Origin of the sequence: Pseudomonas sp. NPDC089406, assembly GCF_044900265.1 — a bacterium.
Lineage (GTDB): Bacteria > Pseudomonadota > Gammaproteobacteria > Pseudomonadales > Pseudomonadaceae > Aquipseudomonas > Aquipseudomonas fakonensis.
In genome coordinates, this window is the sequence record NZ_JBJDNC010000003.1 from 39,791 (window position 1) to 53,687 (window position 13,897).

General features: G+C 64.5%; 15 protein-coding genes. 6 read left to right on the forward strand and 9 right to left on the reverse strand.

Translation table 11 applies throughout. From position 1 onward, the window contains the following. Nucleotides 1–17: 17 nt before the first annotated feature. From ACI2KK_RS02770 to ACI2KK_RS02785, 4 genes are all read right to left on the reverse strand, one after another. Nucleotides 18–398, reverse strand: a complete 381-nt coding sequence (locus tag ACI2KK_RS02770; protein WP_110991989.1) for a RidA family protein — start codon at nucleotides 396–398, stop codon at nucleotides 18–20. Between the two features lie 24 nt (nucleotides 399–422). Then, nucleotides 423–2,531 carry a bifunctional GTP diphosphokinase/guanosine-3',5'-bis pyrophosphate 3'-pyrophosphohydrolase gene (gene spoT, locus ACI2KK_RS02775; RefSeq protein ID WP_217840982.1) on the reverse strand — a complete coding sequence of 703 codons (2,109 nt, stop codon included), beginning with the start codon at nucleotides 2,529–2,531 and terminating at the stop codon, nucleotides 423–425. A 59-nt stretch (nucleotides 2,532–2,590) separates the two neighbouring features. After that, entirely contained in the window at nucleotides 2,591–2,854 is a 264-nt protein-coding gene (gene rpoZ / locus ACI2KK_RS02780) for a DNA-directed RNA polymerase subunit omega (protein ID WP_008091595.1), read from the reverse strand. A 284-nt stretch (nucleotides 2,855–3,138) separates the two neighbouring features. Next, nucleotides 3,139–4,011: a LysR family transcriptional regulator gene (locus ACI2KK_RS02785; protein ID WP_404667788.1), complete on the reverse strand. Its 873-nt coding sequence runs from the start codon at nucleotides 4,009–4,011 to the stop codon at nucleotides 3,139–3,141. A 207-nt stretch (nucleotides 4,012–4,218) separates the two neighbouring features. On the opposite strand from ACI2KK_RS02785, the gene ACI2KK_RS02790 reads away from it, so the two are divergent. The 3 genes from ACI2KK_RS02790 (at nucleotide 4,219) to ACI2KK_RS02800 (ending at nucleotide 8,028) form a co-directional block, all read left to right on the forward strand. After that, nucleotides 4,219–5,601, forward strand: coding sequence for a glutamine synthetase family protein (locus tag ACI2KK_RS02790; RefSeq protein WP_404667789.1), 1,383 nt, complete (start codon nucleotides 4,219–4,221; stop codon nucleotides 5,599–5,601). 4 nt (nucleotides 5,602–5,605) lie between these two features. After that, complete coding sequence (locus ACI2KK_RS02795; RefSeq protein WP_404667790.1) at nucleotides 5,606–6,382, forward strand: gamma-glutamyl-gamma-aminobutyrate hydrolase family protein; 777 nt, start codon at nucleotides 5,606–5,608, stop codon at nucleotides 6,380–6,382. Between the two features lie 107 nt (nucleotides 6,383–6,489). Continuing rightward, entirely contained in the window at nucleotides 6,490–8,028 is a 1,539-nt protein-coding gene (locus tag ACI2KK_RS02800; protein ID WP_404667791.1) for an APC family permease, read from the forward strand. 92 nt (nucleotides 8,029–8,120) lie between these two features. On the opposite strand, the gene gmk is transcribed toward ACI2KK_RS02800, so the two are convergent. Both gmk and ACI2KK_RS02810 read right to left on the reverse strand, forming a co-directional pair. Further along, the gene (gene gmk / locus ACI2KK_RS02805) at nucleotides 8,121–8,741 is read right to left on the reverse strand and encodes a guanylate kinase (protein ID WP_404667792.1); all 621 of its coding nucleotides are present in this window, start codon (nucleotides 8,739–8,741) and stop codon (nucleotides 8,121–8,123) included. Nucleotides 8,742–8,753: 12 nt separating this feature from the next. Then, nucleotides 8,754–9,617 (reverse strand): YicC/YloC family endoribonuclease, encoded by an 864-nt coding sequence (locus ACI2KK_RS02810; protein WP_217887016.1) that lies wholly within the window; start codon nucleotides 9,615–9,617, stop codon nucleotides 8,754–8,756. Between the two features lie 225 nt (nucleotides 9,618–9,842). On the opposite strand from ACI2KK_RS02810, the gene rph reads away from it, so the two are divergent. Beyond that, nucleotides 9,843–10,565, forward strand: coding sequence for a ribonuclease PH (gene rph, locus ACI2KK_RS02815; protein ID WP_404667793.1), 723 nt, complete (start codon nucleotides 9,843–9,845; stop codon nucleotides 10,563–10,565). A gap of 26 nt (nucleotides 10,566–10,591) precedes the next feature. Next, nucleotides 10,592–10,957 carry a DUF4870 domain-containing protein gene (locus tag ACI2KK_RS02820; RefSeq protein ID WP_217840975.1) on the forward strand — a complete coding sequence of 122 codons (366 nt, stop codon included), beginning with the start codon at nucleotides 10,592–10,594 and terminating at the stop codon, nucleotides 10,955–10,957. Nucleotides 10,958–11,050: 93 nt separating this feature from the next. On the opposite strand, the gene ACI2KK_RS02825 is transcribed toward ACI2KK_RS02820, so the two are convergent. Further along, nucleotides 11,051–11,830, reverse strand: a complete 780-nt coding sequence (locus ACI2KK_RS02825) for an exodeoxyribonuclease III (protein ID WP_194788736.1) — start codon at nucleotides 11,828–11,830, stop codon at nucleotides 11,051–11,053. 80 nt (nucleotides 11,831–11,910) lie between these two features. Between ACI2KK_RS02825 and pyrE the strand changes: the two genes are divergently transcribed. Further along, complete coding sequence (gene pyrE, locus ACI2KK_RS02830; protein WP_217887019.1) at nucleotides 11,911–12,552, forward strand: orotate phosphoribosyltransferase; 642 nt, start codon at nucleotides 11,911–11,913, stop codon at nucleotides 12,550–12,552. Nucleotides 12,553–12,605: 53 nt separating this feature from the next. Here the strand turns inward: pyrE and ACI2KK_RS02835 are convergent, their stop codons facing one another. Next, nucleotides 12,606–12,812 carry a hypothetical protein gene (locus ACI2KK_RS02835; RefSeq protein ID WP_369988756.1) on the reverse strand — a complete coding sequence of 69 codons (207 nt, stop codon included), beginning with the start codon at nucleotides 12,810–12,812 and terminating at the stop codon, nucleotides 12,606–12,608. A 152-nt stretch (nucleotides 12,813–12,964) separates the two neighbouring features. After that, nucleotides 12,965–13,870 (reverse strand): acetylglutamate kinase, encoded by a 906-nt coding sequence (gene argB / locus ACI2KK_RS02840; RefSeq protein ID WP_217840968.1) that lies wholly within the window; start codon nucleotides 13,868–13,870, stop codon nucleotides 12,965–12,967. Nucleotides 13,871–13,897 lie beyond the last annotated feature (27 nt).

Here is a 13,897-nt window from a genome sequence, read left to right on the forward strand (position 1 = left end):
GGCCCGTCACCGGGGCATCACTCGAGGACCAGGATGGCGTCCATCTCGACCTGGGCGCCCTTGGGCAGCGCGGCCACGCCAATGGCGGCGCGGGCCGGGTACGGCTGCTCGAAGTAGCGGCCCATCACTTCGTTGACCTTGGCGAAGTGGCTCAGGTCGGTGAGGAAGATGTTCAGCTTGACGATGTCCTTGAACGAACCACCGGCCGCCTCGGCTACCGATTTGAGGTTCTCGAACACCTGCACGGTCTGGGCTTCGAAGCCTTCGACCAGCTCCATGGTTTTCGGGTCCAGCGGGATCTGCCCCGACATGTACACGGTGTTGCCGGCCTTGATCGCTTGCGAGTAGGTGCCGATAGCGGCAGGGGCCTTGTCGCTGGTGATGACGGTCTTGCTCATGAGTGACTCCTTGCGGTGGGCGGACTACGCACGCATGCGGGTGATGCGGACCACGCCGGTCAAGGTGCGCAGCTTCTTGATCACGCGGGCCAGGTGCACGCGGTCGTGCACGCTGACCACCAGTTGGACCACGCTGATACGGCCGTCGCGTTCGTCCATGCTGATTTTTTCGATGTTGCCGTCGGCGGCGTTGACGCTGCTGGCCAGCAGCGCGATCAGGCCGCGCTGGTGCTCAAGCTCGACGCGCAGTTCGACGTTGAACTCGCCGGTGACATCTTTAGCCCAGGAAAGCTGCAGGCACTTTTCAGGGTTGTGGCGGATTTCACTGATGTTGCGGCAGTCTTCCAGGTGCACGACCATGCCCTTGCCCGCCGACAGGTGGCCGACGATCGGGTCGCCCGGGATCGGCGTGCAGCACTTGGCATAGCTCATGACCAGGCCTTCGGTGCCGCGGATCGCCAGCGGGCCTTCCGGCGCCGGCAACTGCTCGCCTTCGGCGGACAGCAGGCGGCGGGCGACCACATAAGCCATGCGGTTGCCCAGGCCGATGTCCTCGAGCAGGTCTTCGATCAGTTCCAGGCGGTACTCGGCGAGGATCGGCTGAATGCGCTCCTGGGGGATTTTTTCCAGGCTGCTGTCGAAGCCGGTGAGCACCTTGTTCAGCAGGCGTTCGCCCAGGCTGATGGACTCGGAGCGGCGCTGCTGCTTGAGGGCGTGGCGGATGTGCGTGCGTGCCTTGCCGGTGACCACGAAGTTGAGCCAGGCCGGGTTGGGGCGGGCGCCCGGGGCGCTGACGATCTCCACCGTCGAGCCGCTTTGCAGCGGTTCGGACAGCGGCGCCAGGCGGCGGTTGATGCGGCAGGCGATGCAGCTGTTGCCCACATCGGTGTGCACCGCGTAGGCGAAGTCGACCGCGGTGGAGCCTTTGGGCAGCTCCATGATCCGGCCTTTGGGGGTGAAGACGTAGACCTCGTCGGGGAACAGGTCGATCTTCACGCTCTCGATGAATTCCAGCGAGTTGCCGGCACGCTGCTGCAGTTCGAGGATGCCCTTGACCCACTGGCGGGCGCGGGCGTGGCTGCCCTTGGGCTGCTCTTCTTCGTTGGACTTGTACAGCCAGTGCGCGGCGATGCCGTTGTTGGCCAGCTCTTCCATCTCGCGGGTGCGGATCTGGATTTCGATCGGCACGCCGTGCATGCCGAACAGCGTGGTGTGCAACGACTGGTAACCGTTGGCCTTGGGGATCGCGATGTAATCCTTGAAGCGGCCCGGCAGCGGCTTGTACAGGTTGTGCACGGCGCCCAGCACGCGGTAGCAGGTGTCGACCTTGTCGACCACGATGCGGAAGGCGTACACGTCCATGATCTCGGTGAAGGCGCGGCGCTTGCCGCGCATCTTCTTGTAGATGCCATAGAGGTGCTTTTGCCGGCCGCTGACTTCACCCTCGATGCCGTCGGCGGCCAGGCAGTTGGCCAGCGAGGTCTCGATCTTGGCCACCAGCTCCTTGCGGTTGCCGCGGGCGGCCTTGACTGCCCGGTGGATCAGCGAAGAGCGCATCGGGTGCATGGCCTTGAAGCCCAGGTCCTCGAATTCCACGCGCACGTTGTGCATGCCCAGCCGGTTGGCGATGGGGGCGTAGATCTCGAGGGTTTCCTTGGCGATGCGCCGGCGTTTTTCGCCGGACAGCACTTCCAGGGTGCGCATGTTGTGCAGGCGGTCGGCCAGCTTGACCAGGATCACGCGGATGTCGCGGGCCATGGCCATGGCCATTTTCTGGAAGTTTTCCGCTTGCGCCTCGGCCTTGGTCTCGAAGTTCATCTGGGTCAGCTTGCTGACCCCGTCCACCAGCTCGGCGACGGTTTCGCCGAACTGCTGGCTCAAGGCTTCCTTGGCGATGCCGGTGTCTTCGATCACGTCGTGCAGCATGGCCGCCATCAGGCTCTGATGGTCCATGTGCATGTCGGCAAGGATGCTGGCGACCGCCAGCGGGTGCGTCACGTAGGGTTCGCCGCTGCGCCGGCGTTGGCCGTCGTGGGCTTGTTCTGCGTAGAAGTAGGCGCGACGGACCAGGTTGACCTGTTCCGGGCCCAGATAGGTCGACAGCCGTTCGGCGAGGGCTTCTATACCAGCCATGGGTTCACCTCTTGCAGAAGAAGAGGGCCTTGCGCCGCGCGACGTCGACCGGGCATGAATCAGACCGCCTCGTTGTTCTCGTCCTCGAATGCGGCGAACACCGGATCTTCGGTGACGATCTCTTCGGCGGCGATGAATTCAGGGGTGACGATACCTTCGGCGATTTCGCGCAGGGCAACGACGGTTGGCTTGTCGTTTTCCCATGCAACGCGCGGCTCTTTGCCGCCGGTCGCCAGCTGGCGAGCGCGCTTGGTCGAGAGCATGACCAGCTCGAAGCGGTTATCCACGTGTTCCAGGCAGTCTTCAACAGTTACGCGGGCCATGGTCTTCCTCAGTAGCAAATGCGGTGGGCGTGCAGCCCTATATGGGCAGGCGGACTCGATAGTTTAAAAAATCACCAGCCAATAGGGAAGGACTGTTTTGCCCAGTGGCGGCCTTTGCACTGGTGCCGGCCTCTTCGCGGGCAAGCCCGCTCCCACAAGGTTTGCATCATTCCCGTAAGCAACGCCCCTCCTGTGGGAGCGGGCTTGCCCGCGAAAGGGCCGTAACAGACACCTTCACGCTTGGGCTTGAACATACCGCTTCCAATACGGGGAGCACAACCACCTCACAGCATCGCGTCACGCAACCGCGGCGTCAGCTCCTCGAACAAGGTCTGCACCGAACGCAACGCCCGGCAATCGGGCCGGGTCAGCAGCCACAGCTGGGTGTCGCAGCCCGGCAGCGGCCCGCTCAACGCCTCGACCCCCGGCAGGGCATGCACCATGTAGTCCGGCAGCGCCGCCACGCCCAGGCCGGTGGTCACCAGCTGGGCGATGGTCGACATGCCGCTGCACTGGTAGCGCGGGGTCAGCCCGGGGTGCTGCTGGTTGCGCCAGACCACCGTGGCGTGGTCCTGCATGGAGTCGTCGGGGGCGATCCACGGCACGCTGTTGGCTGCGGCGTCCAGCCGTTCGCGCAGCTCCGGGCGGCCGCAGATCACGTAGCTGGTGGAGCCCAGGCAGCGGCCCACCAGGTGCTCAGGCGGCGTGTTGGTCAGGCGCAGGGCGATGTCGGCGTCACGCCGGCTGAGGTTGGCGAAGGTGTTGGAGGTGCCCATCTCCAGCGACAGCGCCGGGTAGTTGGGCATGAACTCGGCCAGCGCCGGCAGCAGCAGGCTGTGCAGCACGGCTTCGGTGCAGGTCAGGCGCACGGTGCCGCTGACCACCTGCTCGCCGCAGGTCAGGGCGATGCGCGCGGCGTCCAGCGCCTGCTCGGCGCGCTCGGCCTGCTCGGCCAGGGCCTGGGCGGTGTCGGTGGGCAGGTAGCCCTTGCGGCTCTTGACGAACAGCGCGGTGCCCAGCGCCGATTCCAGCCGACGGATCGAGCGAAACACCGTGGAAACGTCCACCTTGAGCAGTTCGGCAGCCTTTGCCAGTGACCGGCCGCGTTCCAGGGCCAGGACCAGAGACAGGTCCGCATGGTTGATCTGATATTGCATTGGTGCACGCTCTGCTTGCCGAATTGCCAATGTCTGTTGCGTTGGGGCCATTTTATAGTGAAACGGCCCGGGGGAATCAATGCACTCCGTCGCAAGCCTTGCCCCCCACGATGGGCCAGTGAAAAGAACAACAGCAGCACCATCGTCGCCTTCCGAGGCGTCATCCGCAGCTCCACATCGCCGCTCCGAATCAAAGGATGTACAGCCATGACGTCGGTCTCCCCGTGCGCCCGTTCTTCCCGCGAAATGAACGAATTCCTCGAAGCCCACCCGGACACCCAGTACGTTGACCTGCTGATCTCCGACATGAACGGGGTGGTACGTGGCAAGCGCATCGAGCGCGCCAGCCTGCACAAGGTGTACGAGAAGGGCATCAACCTGCCGGCCTCGCTGTTCGCCCTGGACATCAACGGCTCCACCGTTGAAAGCACCGGGCTTGGCCTGGACATCGGCGATGCTGACCGCATCTGCTACCCGATCCCCGGCAGCCTGGCCGACGAGCCGTGGCAGAAGCGCCCCACCGCGCAGCTGCTGATGACCATGCACGAGCTTGAAGGCGAGCCGTTCTTCGCCGACCCGCGCGAGGTGCTGCGCCAGGTGGTGAGCAAGTTCGACGCCCTGGGCCTGGATATCTGCGCCGCGTTCGAGCTTGAGTTCTACCTGATCGACCAGGACAACCTCAACGGCCGCCCGCAGCCGCCGCGCTCGCCGATTTCGGGCAAGCGCCCGCAGTCCACTCAGGTGTACCTGATCGACGACCTCGACGAGTACGCCGACTGCCTGCAGGACATGCTCGAAGCGGCCAAGGAGCAGGGCCTGCCGGCCGACGCCATCGTCAAGGAAAGCGCCCCGGCGCAGTTCGAAGTGAACCTGCATCACGTCGCCGACCCGCTCAAGGCCTGCGACTACGCGATCCTGCTCAAGCGCCTGATCAAGAACGTCGCCTACGACCATGAAATGGACACCACCTTCATGGCCAAGCCCTACCCGGGCCAGGCCGGCAACGGCCTGCACGTGCACATCTCGCTGCTGGACAAGAAAACCGGCAAGAACATCTTCGCAAGCGATGACCCGCTTGAAAGCGACACCCTGCGCCATGCCATCGGCGGCGTGCTGGAGACCATGCCGGCGTCGATGGCCTTCCTGTGCCCGAACATCAACTCGTACCGGCGCTTCGGTGCACAGTTCTACGTGCCCAACGCGCCGAGCTGGGGCCTGGACAACCGCACCGTGGCCCTGCGTGTGCCCACCGACAGCAGCGACAACGTGCGCATCGAGCACCGCGTGGCCGGCGCCGACGCCAACCCCTACCTGATGCTCGCGGCAATCCTCGCCGGCATCCACCACGGCCTGACCAACCAGGTCGAGCCGGGTGCACCGATCGAAGGCAACTCCTACGAGCAGCTGGATCAGAGCCTGCCGAACAACCTGCGCGATGCCCTGCGCGCGCTGGATGACAGCGAAGTGCTCAACCAATACATCAGCCCGGACTACATCGATATCTTCGTGGCCTGCAAGGAAAGCGAGCTGGCCGAGTTCGAAGTGTCGATCTCCGACCTCGAGTACAACTGGTACCTGCACACGGTGTAAGCCCATGAGCGCAATTGCGGTCCCCTTGATCGGTGTCAGCGCCTGCCGCCAGCAGGTGGGGAAGAACTCGTCGCACACGGTGGGCGACAAGTATGTCGAGGCCGCAGGCTTTGCCGGGCTGCCGCTGATTCTGCCGGCCCGTGACGGCGGCAGTGACACCCAGGCGTTGCTGGCGCAACTCGATGGCATCCTGTTCACCGGCTCGCCTTCCAATGTCGAGCCGCATCATTACAATGGCGCCCCCAGCGCCGAAGGCACCCGCCACGACCTGGCCCGCGACCGCCTGACCCTGCCATTGCTGCAGGCGGCGATTGCGGCGGGCGTGCCGGTGCTGTGCATTTGCCGTGGCTTCCAGGAGCTCAACGTGGCCCTGGGCGGCAGCCTGCACCAGCGGGTGCACGAGCTGCCCGGCTACCTCGACCACCGCGAACCGCAGGATGCACCGCTTGAGGTGCAGTACAGCCCGCGCCACCCGGTCAGTGTCGCGCCGGGCGGGCTGTTCGAGCAGTTGGGCCTGGCTGCGCAGTTCGAGGTCAACTCGCTGCACAGCCAGGGTATCGACCGCCTGGCCCCGGGCCTGCGGGTCGAGGCACGGGCCCCGGATGGCCTGATCGAAGCGGTATCGATGCCGGATGCGCCTGGCCTGGTGCTTGGCGTGCAATGGCACCCGGAATGGCGTTTCGCCGAAAACCCGGTCTCGCTGCGCCTGTTCGAGGCGTTTCGCGAGGCCTGCATTGCCCATGCTGCACGGGAAGGTGAACGTCGCCAGAAACTGACGTAAGCCGAAGGTCTGGGATGACCGTGCCCCACCGCGAGCTTTCAATGAGTGAAAGCGGGCCCTCTACGGCGGGCCTGTAAGAACAATTCCAATAGTTACGGCACAAACTCATGAACGATTACACAGACGCCGGCCGCCCACCCGATGCGGCCGACTCGGGCACCACTTCGCGCAGCAAGGGCTTGGCCAAGGGCCGCCTGGGCCTGCTGGCCAGCGTGGTGCTGGGCATTTCCACCATCGCCCCGGTCTACACCCTGACCGGCGCCCTCGGCCCGACCGTGCGCGAGGTCGGCGCCCACCTGCCGGCGGTGTTCATCGTCGGATTTCTGCCAATGCTGCTGGTGGCCCTGGGTTACCGCGAGCTGAACTCGGCGGAGCCTGACAGCGGCACCTCGTTCACCTGGTCGGCGCGGGCCTTCGGCCCGATGATCGGCTGGATCGGCGGCTGGGGGCTGGTGGTCGCCACCACCATCGTGCTGTCCAACCTGGCCGGTGTGGCGGTGGATTTCTTCTACCTGTTCCTCGCCCAGATTACCGGTGAGCAGCAGCTGGCGGCCCTGGCCGACAACCTGCTGGTGAACATCAGCACCTGTTGCGTGTTCATCGCCCTGGCGGTGTGGATCTGCTGTCGCGGCATGGCCACCACCATGACCGTGCAGTACGGGTTGGTGGCGTTACAGTTGCTGGTGCTGGTCGGCTTTGCCTTTGCTGCCTTCAGCGAAACCACGGCGCCGCCGCCGCTGGCGTTCGACCTGGCCTGGTTCAACCCGTTCGGCGTCGAGTCGTTCTCGGCGTTCGCCGCTGGCCTGTCGCTGTCGATCTTCATCTTCTGGGGCTGGGATGTGTGCCTGACCGTCAGCGAAGAGTCGGTCGGCAGTGAAGAGGTGCCGGGCAAGGCCGCTACCTGGACCGTGCTGCTGATTCTCGGCCTGTACCTGGTCACCGCCATCGCCACCCTGCAGTTCGCCGGTATCAGCGACGAGGGCCTGGGCCTGAATAACCCGCGCATTCAGGAGAACGTCTTCGCCCACCTGGCTGGCCCGGTGATGGGGCCGCTGGCGATCCTGATGTCCATCGCCGTGCTGGCCAGCACCGCGGCGTCGCTGCAGTCGACCTTCGTTTCGCCGGCGCGCACGCTGCTTGCCATGGGTTACTACGGCGCGGTGCCGCAGCGCTTTGCCGAGGTTTGCCCGCGCTCGCAGACCCCGCGTTACGCGACCATCTGCGCAGGCGTTGCTGCCGCGCTGTTCTACGTGACCATGCGCACCCTGAGCGAGAACGTGCTGGCTGACACCATCACCGCCCTGGGCATGATGATCTGCTTCTACTATTCGCTGACTGCGTTCGCCTGCGTGTGGTACTTCCGCCACAGCCTGTTCACCAGCCTGCGCCACTTGTTCATGCGCGGCCTGTGCCCGCTGGTGGGTGGGGTGATCTTGTCGGTGATCTTCGTGCGCACCGCCATCGACAGCGCCTCGCCAGACTTCGGCAGTGGTTCGCATGTAGGGGGGCTGGGGTTGGTGTTCGTGATCGCGGCGATCATCTCGGCGCTCGGCATCGTGCTGATGATGCTCTCGCGGCTGCGCCTGCCGGCGTACTTCCTGGGGGCGACGCTGCGTCAGCAGGCGACCATTCAGTTGCAGGAATAAAGCAATCGCCGGCAAGCCGGCTCCTACAGGGGGGCGTCACTTTCAGGGCTGACGCGATCCCTGTAGGAGCCGGCTTGCCGGCGATGCTCGTTTCAGCCAATCAGCTGTTTCAGCAGCTCACCATGGCGCTGCTGCTGCTTGTTCAGCAGCAACCGGTTCGAGGCGAACACGGCTTTCATCTCTTCCAGCGCCACGGCGAAGTCGTCATTGATGATGACGTACTCGTACTCGTCGTAATGCACCATCTCGCTGACCGCTTCCTTCATGCGCCCGGCGATGATCTCTTCGCTGTCCTGGCCGCGGCCGTCCAGGCGCTGGCGCAGGGCCTGCTGGCTCGGCGGCAGGATGAAGATCGAACGCGCCTCGGGCATCAGCTTGCGCACCTGCTGGGCGCCTTGCCAGTCGATCTCCAGGATCAGGTCGTTGCCCTGGTCCAGCACTTGCTGCAGCGCGCTGCGCGAGGTGCCGTAGAAGTTGCCGAACACCTCGGCGTGCTCGAGGAAGTCGTCCTGGGCGATCAGCGCCTTGAAGTCTTCATGGCTGACGAAGTGGTAGTTCACCCCGTGCTCTTCGCCCGGGCGCATGTTGCGCGTGGTGTGCGATACCGAGACGCTGACCTTCGGGTCGTCCTTGATCAGGGCGGTGACCAGGCTGGTCTTGCCGGCGCCGGAGGGGGCCGAAACGATGTAGAGGGTGCCGCTGCTGTGGTTCATGGTGGGGTGGCCTTACTCGATGTTCTGTACTTGTTCACGCATTTGCTCGATCAGTACCTTCAGGTTGACCGCCGCTTGCGTGCTGCGCGGGTCGAAGGCCTTGGAGCCCAGGGTGTTGGCTTCGCGGTTGAGTTCCTGCATCAAAAAATCCAGGCGCCGGCCCGCAGCGCCGCCGGACTTGAGCACCCGGCGCACTTCGTTGACGTGGGTGCTGAGGCGGTCGAGTTCTTCGGCAACGTCGCTTTTCTGGGCCAGCAGCACCATCTCCTGCTCCAGGCGCTGCGGGTCCAGCTCGGCCTTCATGTCGGCAAAGCGGTCGAGGATCTTCTGGCGCTGCACTGCCAGCATCTGTGGCACCAGTGCGCGCAGGGTGGTGACCTCGCCGGCCATGCTGTCCAGGCGCTCGTTGATCAACCGCGCCAGCTCCGCGCCCTCGCGCTGCCGGCCAGCCTTGAGCTCGGCCAGGGCCTCGTCGAACAGGGCGACGGCTTCGGCGTTGAGCGCTTGCGGGTCGCTGGCGTCGGCCACCAGCACGCCGGGCCAGGCCAGCACTTCAAGGGGGTTGAGCGGCGCCGGCTGCTTGATCAGGCTGGCCACGGTCTCGGCGGCGGCCACCAGCTGCGCGGCGCGCTCGCGGTCGACCTGCAACGGCTTGCCGGTGCTGTCCTCGGACAGGCGCAGGGTGCATTCCACCTTGCCTCGCGACAGGCCCTGGCGCAGGCCCTCGCGCACCGCGCCTTCGAGGTCGCGCAGGGCCTCGGGCAGGCGCAGGTGGGGTTCGAGGTAGCGATGGTTGACCGAGCGCAGCTCCCAGACCAGGGTGCCTTGGCTGCCGGCGCGCTCGGCGCGGGCGAAGGCGGTCATGCTGTGCACCATGGGGAGTACCTCGCGTATTCGGTTGGACGGGGAGCCTTTCGGCTGCAAGGCGCAGGATTGTAGCGCAGTGCGGCCCGGGCGCCCAATCCAGCCATGCTACAGGCGCAGATGTGGCACTTGAGAAAAGTCGACAGGCTGCGCCGGGCACGACGATAGGCATGTCCTCGCCGGGCCACGGGCTCTATAATGCTCGGCAGATTCAAAATCCCGGTACAGGTATCCCAGATGAAACGTCCAAGTGGTCGCGCCGCCGATCAGCTCCGCTCGATCCGCATTACCCGCAACTACACCAAGCACGCCGAGGGGTCGGTACTGGTCGAGTTCGGTGACACCAAGGTCATCTGCACGGTCAGCGTCGAAAATGGTGTTCCCCGCTTCCTCAAAGGCCAGGGCCAAGGCTGGCTGACCGCCGAATACGGCATGCTGCCGCGCTCCACCGGCGAGCGTAACCAGCGCGAAGCCAGCCGTGGCAAACAGGGTGGCCGCACCCTGGAAATCCAGCGCCTGATCGGCCGCTCGCTGCGCGCCGCGCTGGATATGAGCAAGCTCGGCGACATCACCCTGTACGTCGACTGCGACGTGATCCAGGCCGATGGCGGCACCCGTACCGCGTCCATCACCGGTGCCATGGTCGCCCTGTGCGACGCCCTGGCGGTGATCAAGAAGCGCGGCGGCCTGAAAGGCGGCAACCCAATCAAGCACATGATCGCAGCCGTCTCGGTGGGCATGTACCAGGGCGAAGCGGTACTCGACCTCGACTACCTCGAGGACTCCGCTGCCGAAACCGACCTGAACGTGGTCATGACCAATGCCGGTGGTTTCATCGAAGTGCAGGGTACTGCCGAAGGCGCGCCGTTCCAGCCTGAAGACTTCAACGCCATGCTGGCGCTGGCGCAGAAGGGCATGAACGAAATCTTCGAACTGCAGCAGGCCGCACTGGCCGACTGATCGCCCATGCCAGGGAGGTGCAGGACATGAACGAGCTCGACCCGGTCAACCTGCCCAGCGCCGATGTACGGCAATGGGCGATGTTCTGTCACCTCAGCGCGCTGCTCGGGCTGTTGATTCCGCTGGGCCACCTGCTCGGGCCGCTGGTGCTGTGGCACCTCAAGCGCGAGCAGGACGCCTTCATCGACGCCCAGGGCAAGGAGGCGCTGAACTTTCAGATCAGCGTGACTCTGGCGAGCTTTGCCTGCTTCGTGCTGATGTTCGTGTTCATCGGCATCGTGCTGTTCGCCATGCTGATGGTGGCGGTGCTGATCCTGATCATCCTGGCGGCGGTCAGGGCCAACGAAGGCAAGGCGTATCGCTATCCGTTGATCTGGCGGCCGATCAAGTAAGCAATTGGGGCCCCATCGCCGGCAAGCCGGCTCCTACAGGGAACGCATACTCCTGTAGGAGCCGGCTTGCCGGCGATGGGGCCCCAACTGTATTCAGATGGTCAGCGTCCAGTCGTAATCGACGATCAGCGGCGCGTGGCGCGAGAAGCGCGGCTGGCGCGGCAGGCGGGCGTTGCGCACGAAGCGGCGCAGGCCTGGAGTGAGGATCTGGTAGTCGAACCGGTAGCCCAGGTTGAGCATCTCGGCCTGCTCGTTGTCTGGCCACCAGCTGTACTGGTCGCCTTCGCGGCTGACTTCACGCAGCGCATCGACGTAGCCCATTTCGCCGGTGATGGCGTCCATCCAGGCACGTTCCGGCGGCAGGAAACCCACCGACTGCTGGCTGTCGCGCCAATTCTTGATGTCGAGCTTCTGCTGCGCCACGTAGAACGAGCCGCAGTAGATGTATTCGCGACGCTTGCGACGCTGCTTGTCCAGGTACTTGGCGAAGTCGTCCATCAACTTGAATTTCTGGTTCAAGTCTTCGTCGCCGTTCATGCCCGAGGGCAGCAGCAAGGTAGCAATACTGACTTTGTCGAAATCTGCCTGCAGGTAACGCCCGTAGCGGTCGGCCGTCTCGAAGCCCAGGCCGGTGATGACTGCCTTGGGCTGCATGCGCGAGTACAGTGCCACGCCACCTTGGGTGGGCACCTCCGCGTCGCAGGCGTAAAGGAAATAGCCATCGAGCTGGAAAGCTGGGTCGTCGAGTTCAAAGGCCGAGGCGCGGGTATCCTGAAGGCAGATGACGTCGGCATTCTGGGCTTGTAGCCAGCTGAGCAAACCACGCTCGGCCGCAGCCTGAATGCCATTAACGTTCACACTGATGATCCGCATAAATGGCCCCAAAAATCTCGTGCGTGTATGATACCCGAGCTCAACACATTTAGCTAAATCCGTGGTGTCCGGGACCTTTCATGCAGCCGTATCAGCGCGACTTCATCCGTTTTGCCATCGATCGCGGCGTTCTGCGCTTCGGTGAGTTCACCCTGAAATCGGGGCGTACCAGCCCGTACTTCTTCAATGCCGGCCTGTTCAACACGGCATCGGCCCTGGCCCAGCTGGGGCGTTGCTACGCGGCGGCCATCGTCGACAGCAAGATCCCGTTCGACGTGCTGTTCGGCCCAGCCTACAAGGGCATCCCGCTGGCCGCGGCCACTGCCGTGCAGCTGGCCGAGCAGCACCAGCTCGACGTGCCGTGGTGCTTCAACCGCAAAGAGGCCAAGGACCACGGCGAGGGCGGCAGCCTGGTCGGCGCACCGCTGGCCGGTGACGTGCTGATCATCGACGACGTGATCACCGCCGGTACCGCCATTCGCGAAGTGATGCAGATCATCAACGCCCAGCAGGCCAAGGCCGCCGGCGTGCTGATTGCGCTGAACCGCGAAGAGCGCGGCAATGGCGAGCTGTCGGCCATCCAGGAAGTCGAGCGCGACTTCAACATCCCGGTGGTCAGCATCGTCTCGCTCACGCAAGTGCTGGAGTTCCTGGCGGACGACCCGCAGCTCAAGCAGCATCTGCCGGCGGTCGAGGCGTATCGCGCGCAGTACGGCATCTGAGCGGCCGCATGGCGCAACAAGAAGGCGACCCTCGGGTCGCCTTTTTTATGGCCTCAACGGCCGTTCGGGTAGGGGTCGTCCACCGCGTCACCCACGCCGGTGACGATCTTCCAGCCCCGTTTGGGGTGTGTGGCGGGTTTGAAGTCGGGGCAGGGCGGCATGGAGCTCTTGCCCTGGTTGGAATACTTGCGGCCGCAGTCCGCACAGGCGTAGCTGCCTGCGGAGACATCGCTGCCGTATGGGACCAGTTCCTTTTGCATTGCGTTTGCTCCTGTGTGAGGAGCCTTCATGCTAATCAGTCAAAAGAGAATGATGTTGTAGGACCGCTCCGCACAGAGTGTAGGAAGTTTCTGTGCAGCCAAAAAGCAGAAAGGCGACCCTCATGGTCGCCTTCCGGTTACCCGCCGCAGGCTCAGGAGCGCTTGCGGTTGGTGATCAGGGTGCCCACGCCGCTGTCGGTGAAGATCTCCAGCAGCACGGCGTTCGGCACGCGGCCATCGATGATGTGCGAGCTGTTCACGCCACCCTGCACTGCATCCAGCGCGCACTTGATCTTCGGCAGCATGCCGCCGTAGATGGTGCCGTCGGCGATCAGCGCGTTGACTTGCTCGGTGGTCAGGCCGGTCAGTACCTGACCCTGCTTGTCCATCAGGCCGGCGATGTTGGTCAGCAGCATCAGCTTTTCGGCTTTCAGCGCCTCGGCCACCTTGCCGGCCACCAGGTCGGCGTTGATGTTGTACGACTCACCGTTGGCGCCCACGCCGATTGGCGCGATCACCGGGATGAAGTCGCCCTTCACCAGCATATTGAGCAGGTCGGTGTTGACGCTGACCACCTCGCCAACGTGGCCGATGTCGATGATTTCCGGCTGGGTCATCTCTGGGGTCTGGCGGCTGACGGTGAGCTTTTTCGCGCGGATCAGCTCGGCGTCCTTGCCGGTCAGGCCGATGGCGCTGCCGCCGTGGCGGTTGATCAGGTTGACGATATCCTTGTTCACCTGGCCGCCCAGCACCATCTCCACCACGTCCATGGTCGCCGAGTCGGTGACGCGCATGCCGTCGATGAAGTGGCTTTCGATCGACAGGCGCTTGAGCAGGTCGCCGATCTGCGGGCCGCCGCCGTGCACGACCACCGGGTTGATGCCCACGGCCTTCATCAGCACGATGTCACGGGCGAAGCCGGTCTTGAGCTCTTCGCTCTCCATCGCGTTGCCGCCGTACTTGATCACCAGGGTCTTGCCGACGAAACGGCGGATGTAGGGCAGTGCTTCGGACAAAACCTCGGCTACATGGGAAGCGGCATCGCGATCGAGGGTCATGCAGGGCTCCAGGTAAGGAACGGATAG

Coding starts and splice junctions, on each gene's coding strand:
- ACI2KK_RS02770 (WP_110991989.1), bottom strand. CDS start 398: ATGAGCAAGACCGTCATCACCAGCGACAAGGCCCCTGCCGCTATCGGC.
- spoT (WP_217840982.1), bottom strand. CDS start 2,531: ATGGCTGGTATAGAAGCCCTCGCCGAACGGCTGTCGACCTATCTGGGC.
- rpoZ (WP_008091595.1), bottom strand. CDS start 2,854: ATGGCCCGCGTAACTGTTGAAGACTGCCTGGAACACGTGGATAACCGC.
- ACI2KK_RS02785 (WP_404667788.1), bottom strand. CDS start 4,011: ATGCAATATCAGATCAACCATGCGGACCTGTCTCTGGTCCTGGCCCTG.
- ACI2KK_RS02790 (WP_404667789.1), top strand. CDS start 4,219: ATGACGTCGGTCTCCCCGTGCGCCCGTTCTTCCCGCGAAATGAACGAA.
- ACI2KK_RS02795 (WP_404667790.1), top strand. CDS start 5,606: ATGAGCGCAATTGCGGTCCCCTTGATCGGTGTCAGCGCCTGCCGCCAG.
- ACI2KK_RS02800 (WP_404667791.1), top strand. CDS start 6,490: ATGAACGATTACACAGACGCCGGCCGCCCACCCGATGCGGCCGACTCG.
- gmk (WP_404667792.1), bottom strand. CDS start 8,741: ATGAACCACAGCAGCGGCACCCTCTACATCGTTTCGGCCCCCTCCGGC.
- ACI2KK_RS02810 (WP_217887016.1), bottom strand. CDS start 9,617: ATGGTGCACAGCATGACCGCCTTCGCCCGCGCCGAGCGCGCCGGCAGC.
- rph (WP_404667793.1), top strand. CDS start 9,843: ATGAAACGTCCAAGTGGTCGCGCCGCCGATCAGCTCCGCTCGATCCGC.
- ACI2KK_RS02820 (WP_217840975.1), top strand. CDS start 10,592: ATGAACGAGCTCGACCCGGTCAACCTGCCCAGCGCCGATGTACGGCAA.
- ACI2KK_RS02825 (WP_194788736.1), bottom strand. CDS start 11,830: ATGCGGATCATCAGTGTGAACGTTAATGGCATTCAGGCTGCGGCCGAG.
- pyrE (WP_217887019.1), top strand. CDS start 11,911: ATGCAGCCGTATCAGCGCGACTTCATCCGTTTTGCCATCGATCGCGGC.
- ACI2KK_RS02835 (WP_369988756.1), bottom strand. CDS start 12,812: ATGCAAAAGGAACTGGTCCCATACGGCAGCGATGTCTCCGCAGGCAGC.
- argB (WP_217840968.1), bottom strand. CDS start 13,870: ATGACCCTCGATCGCGATGCCGCTTCCCATGTAGCCGAGGTTTTGTCC.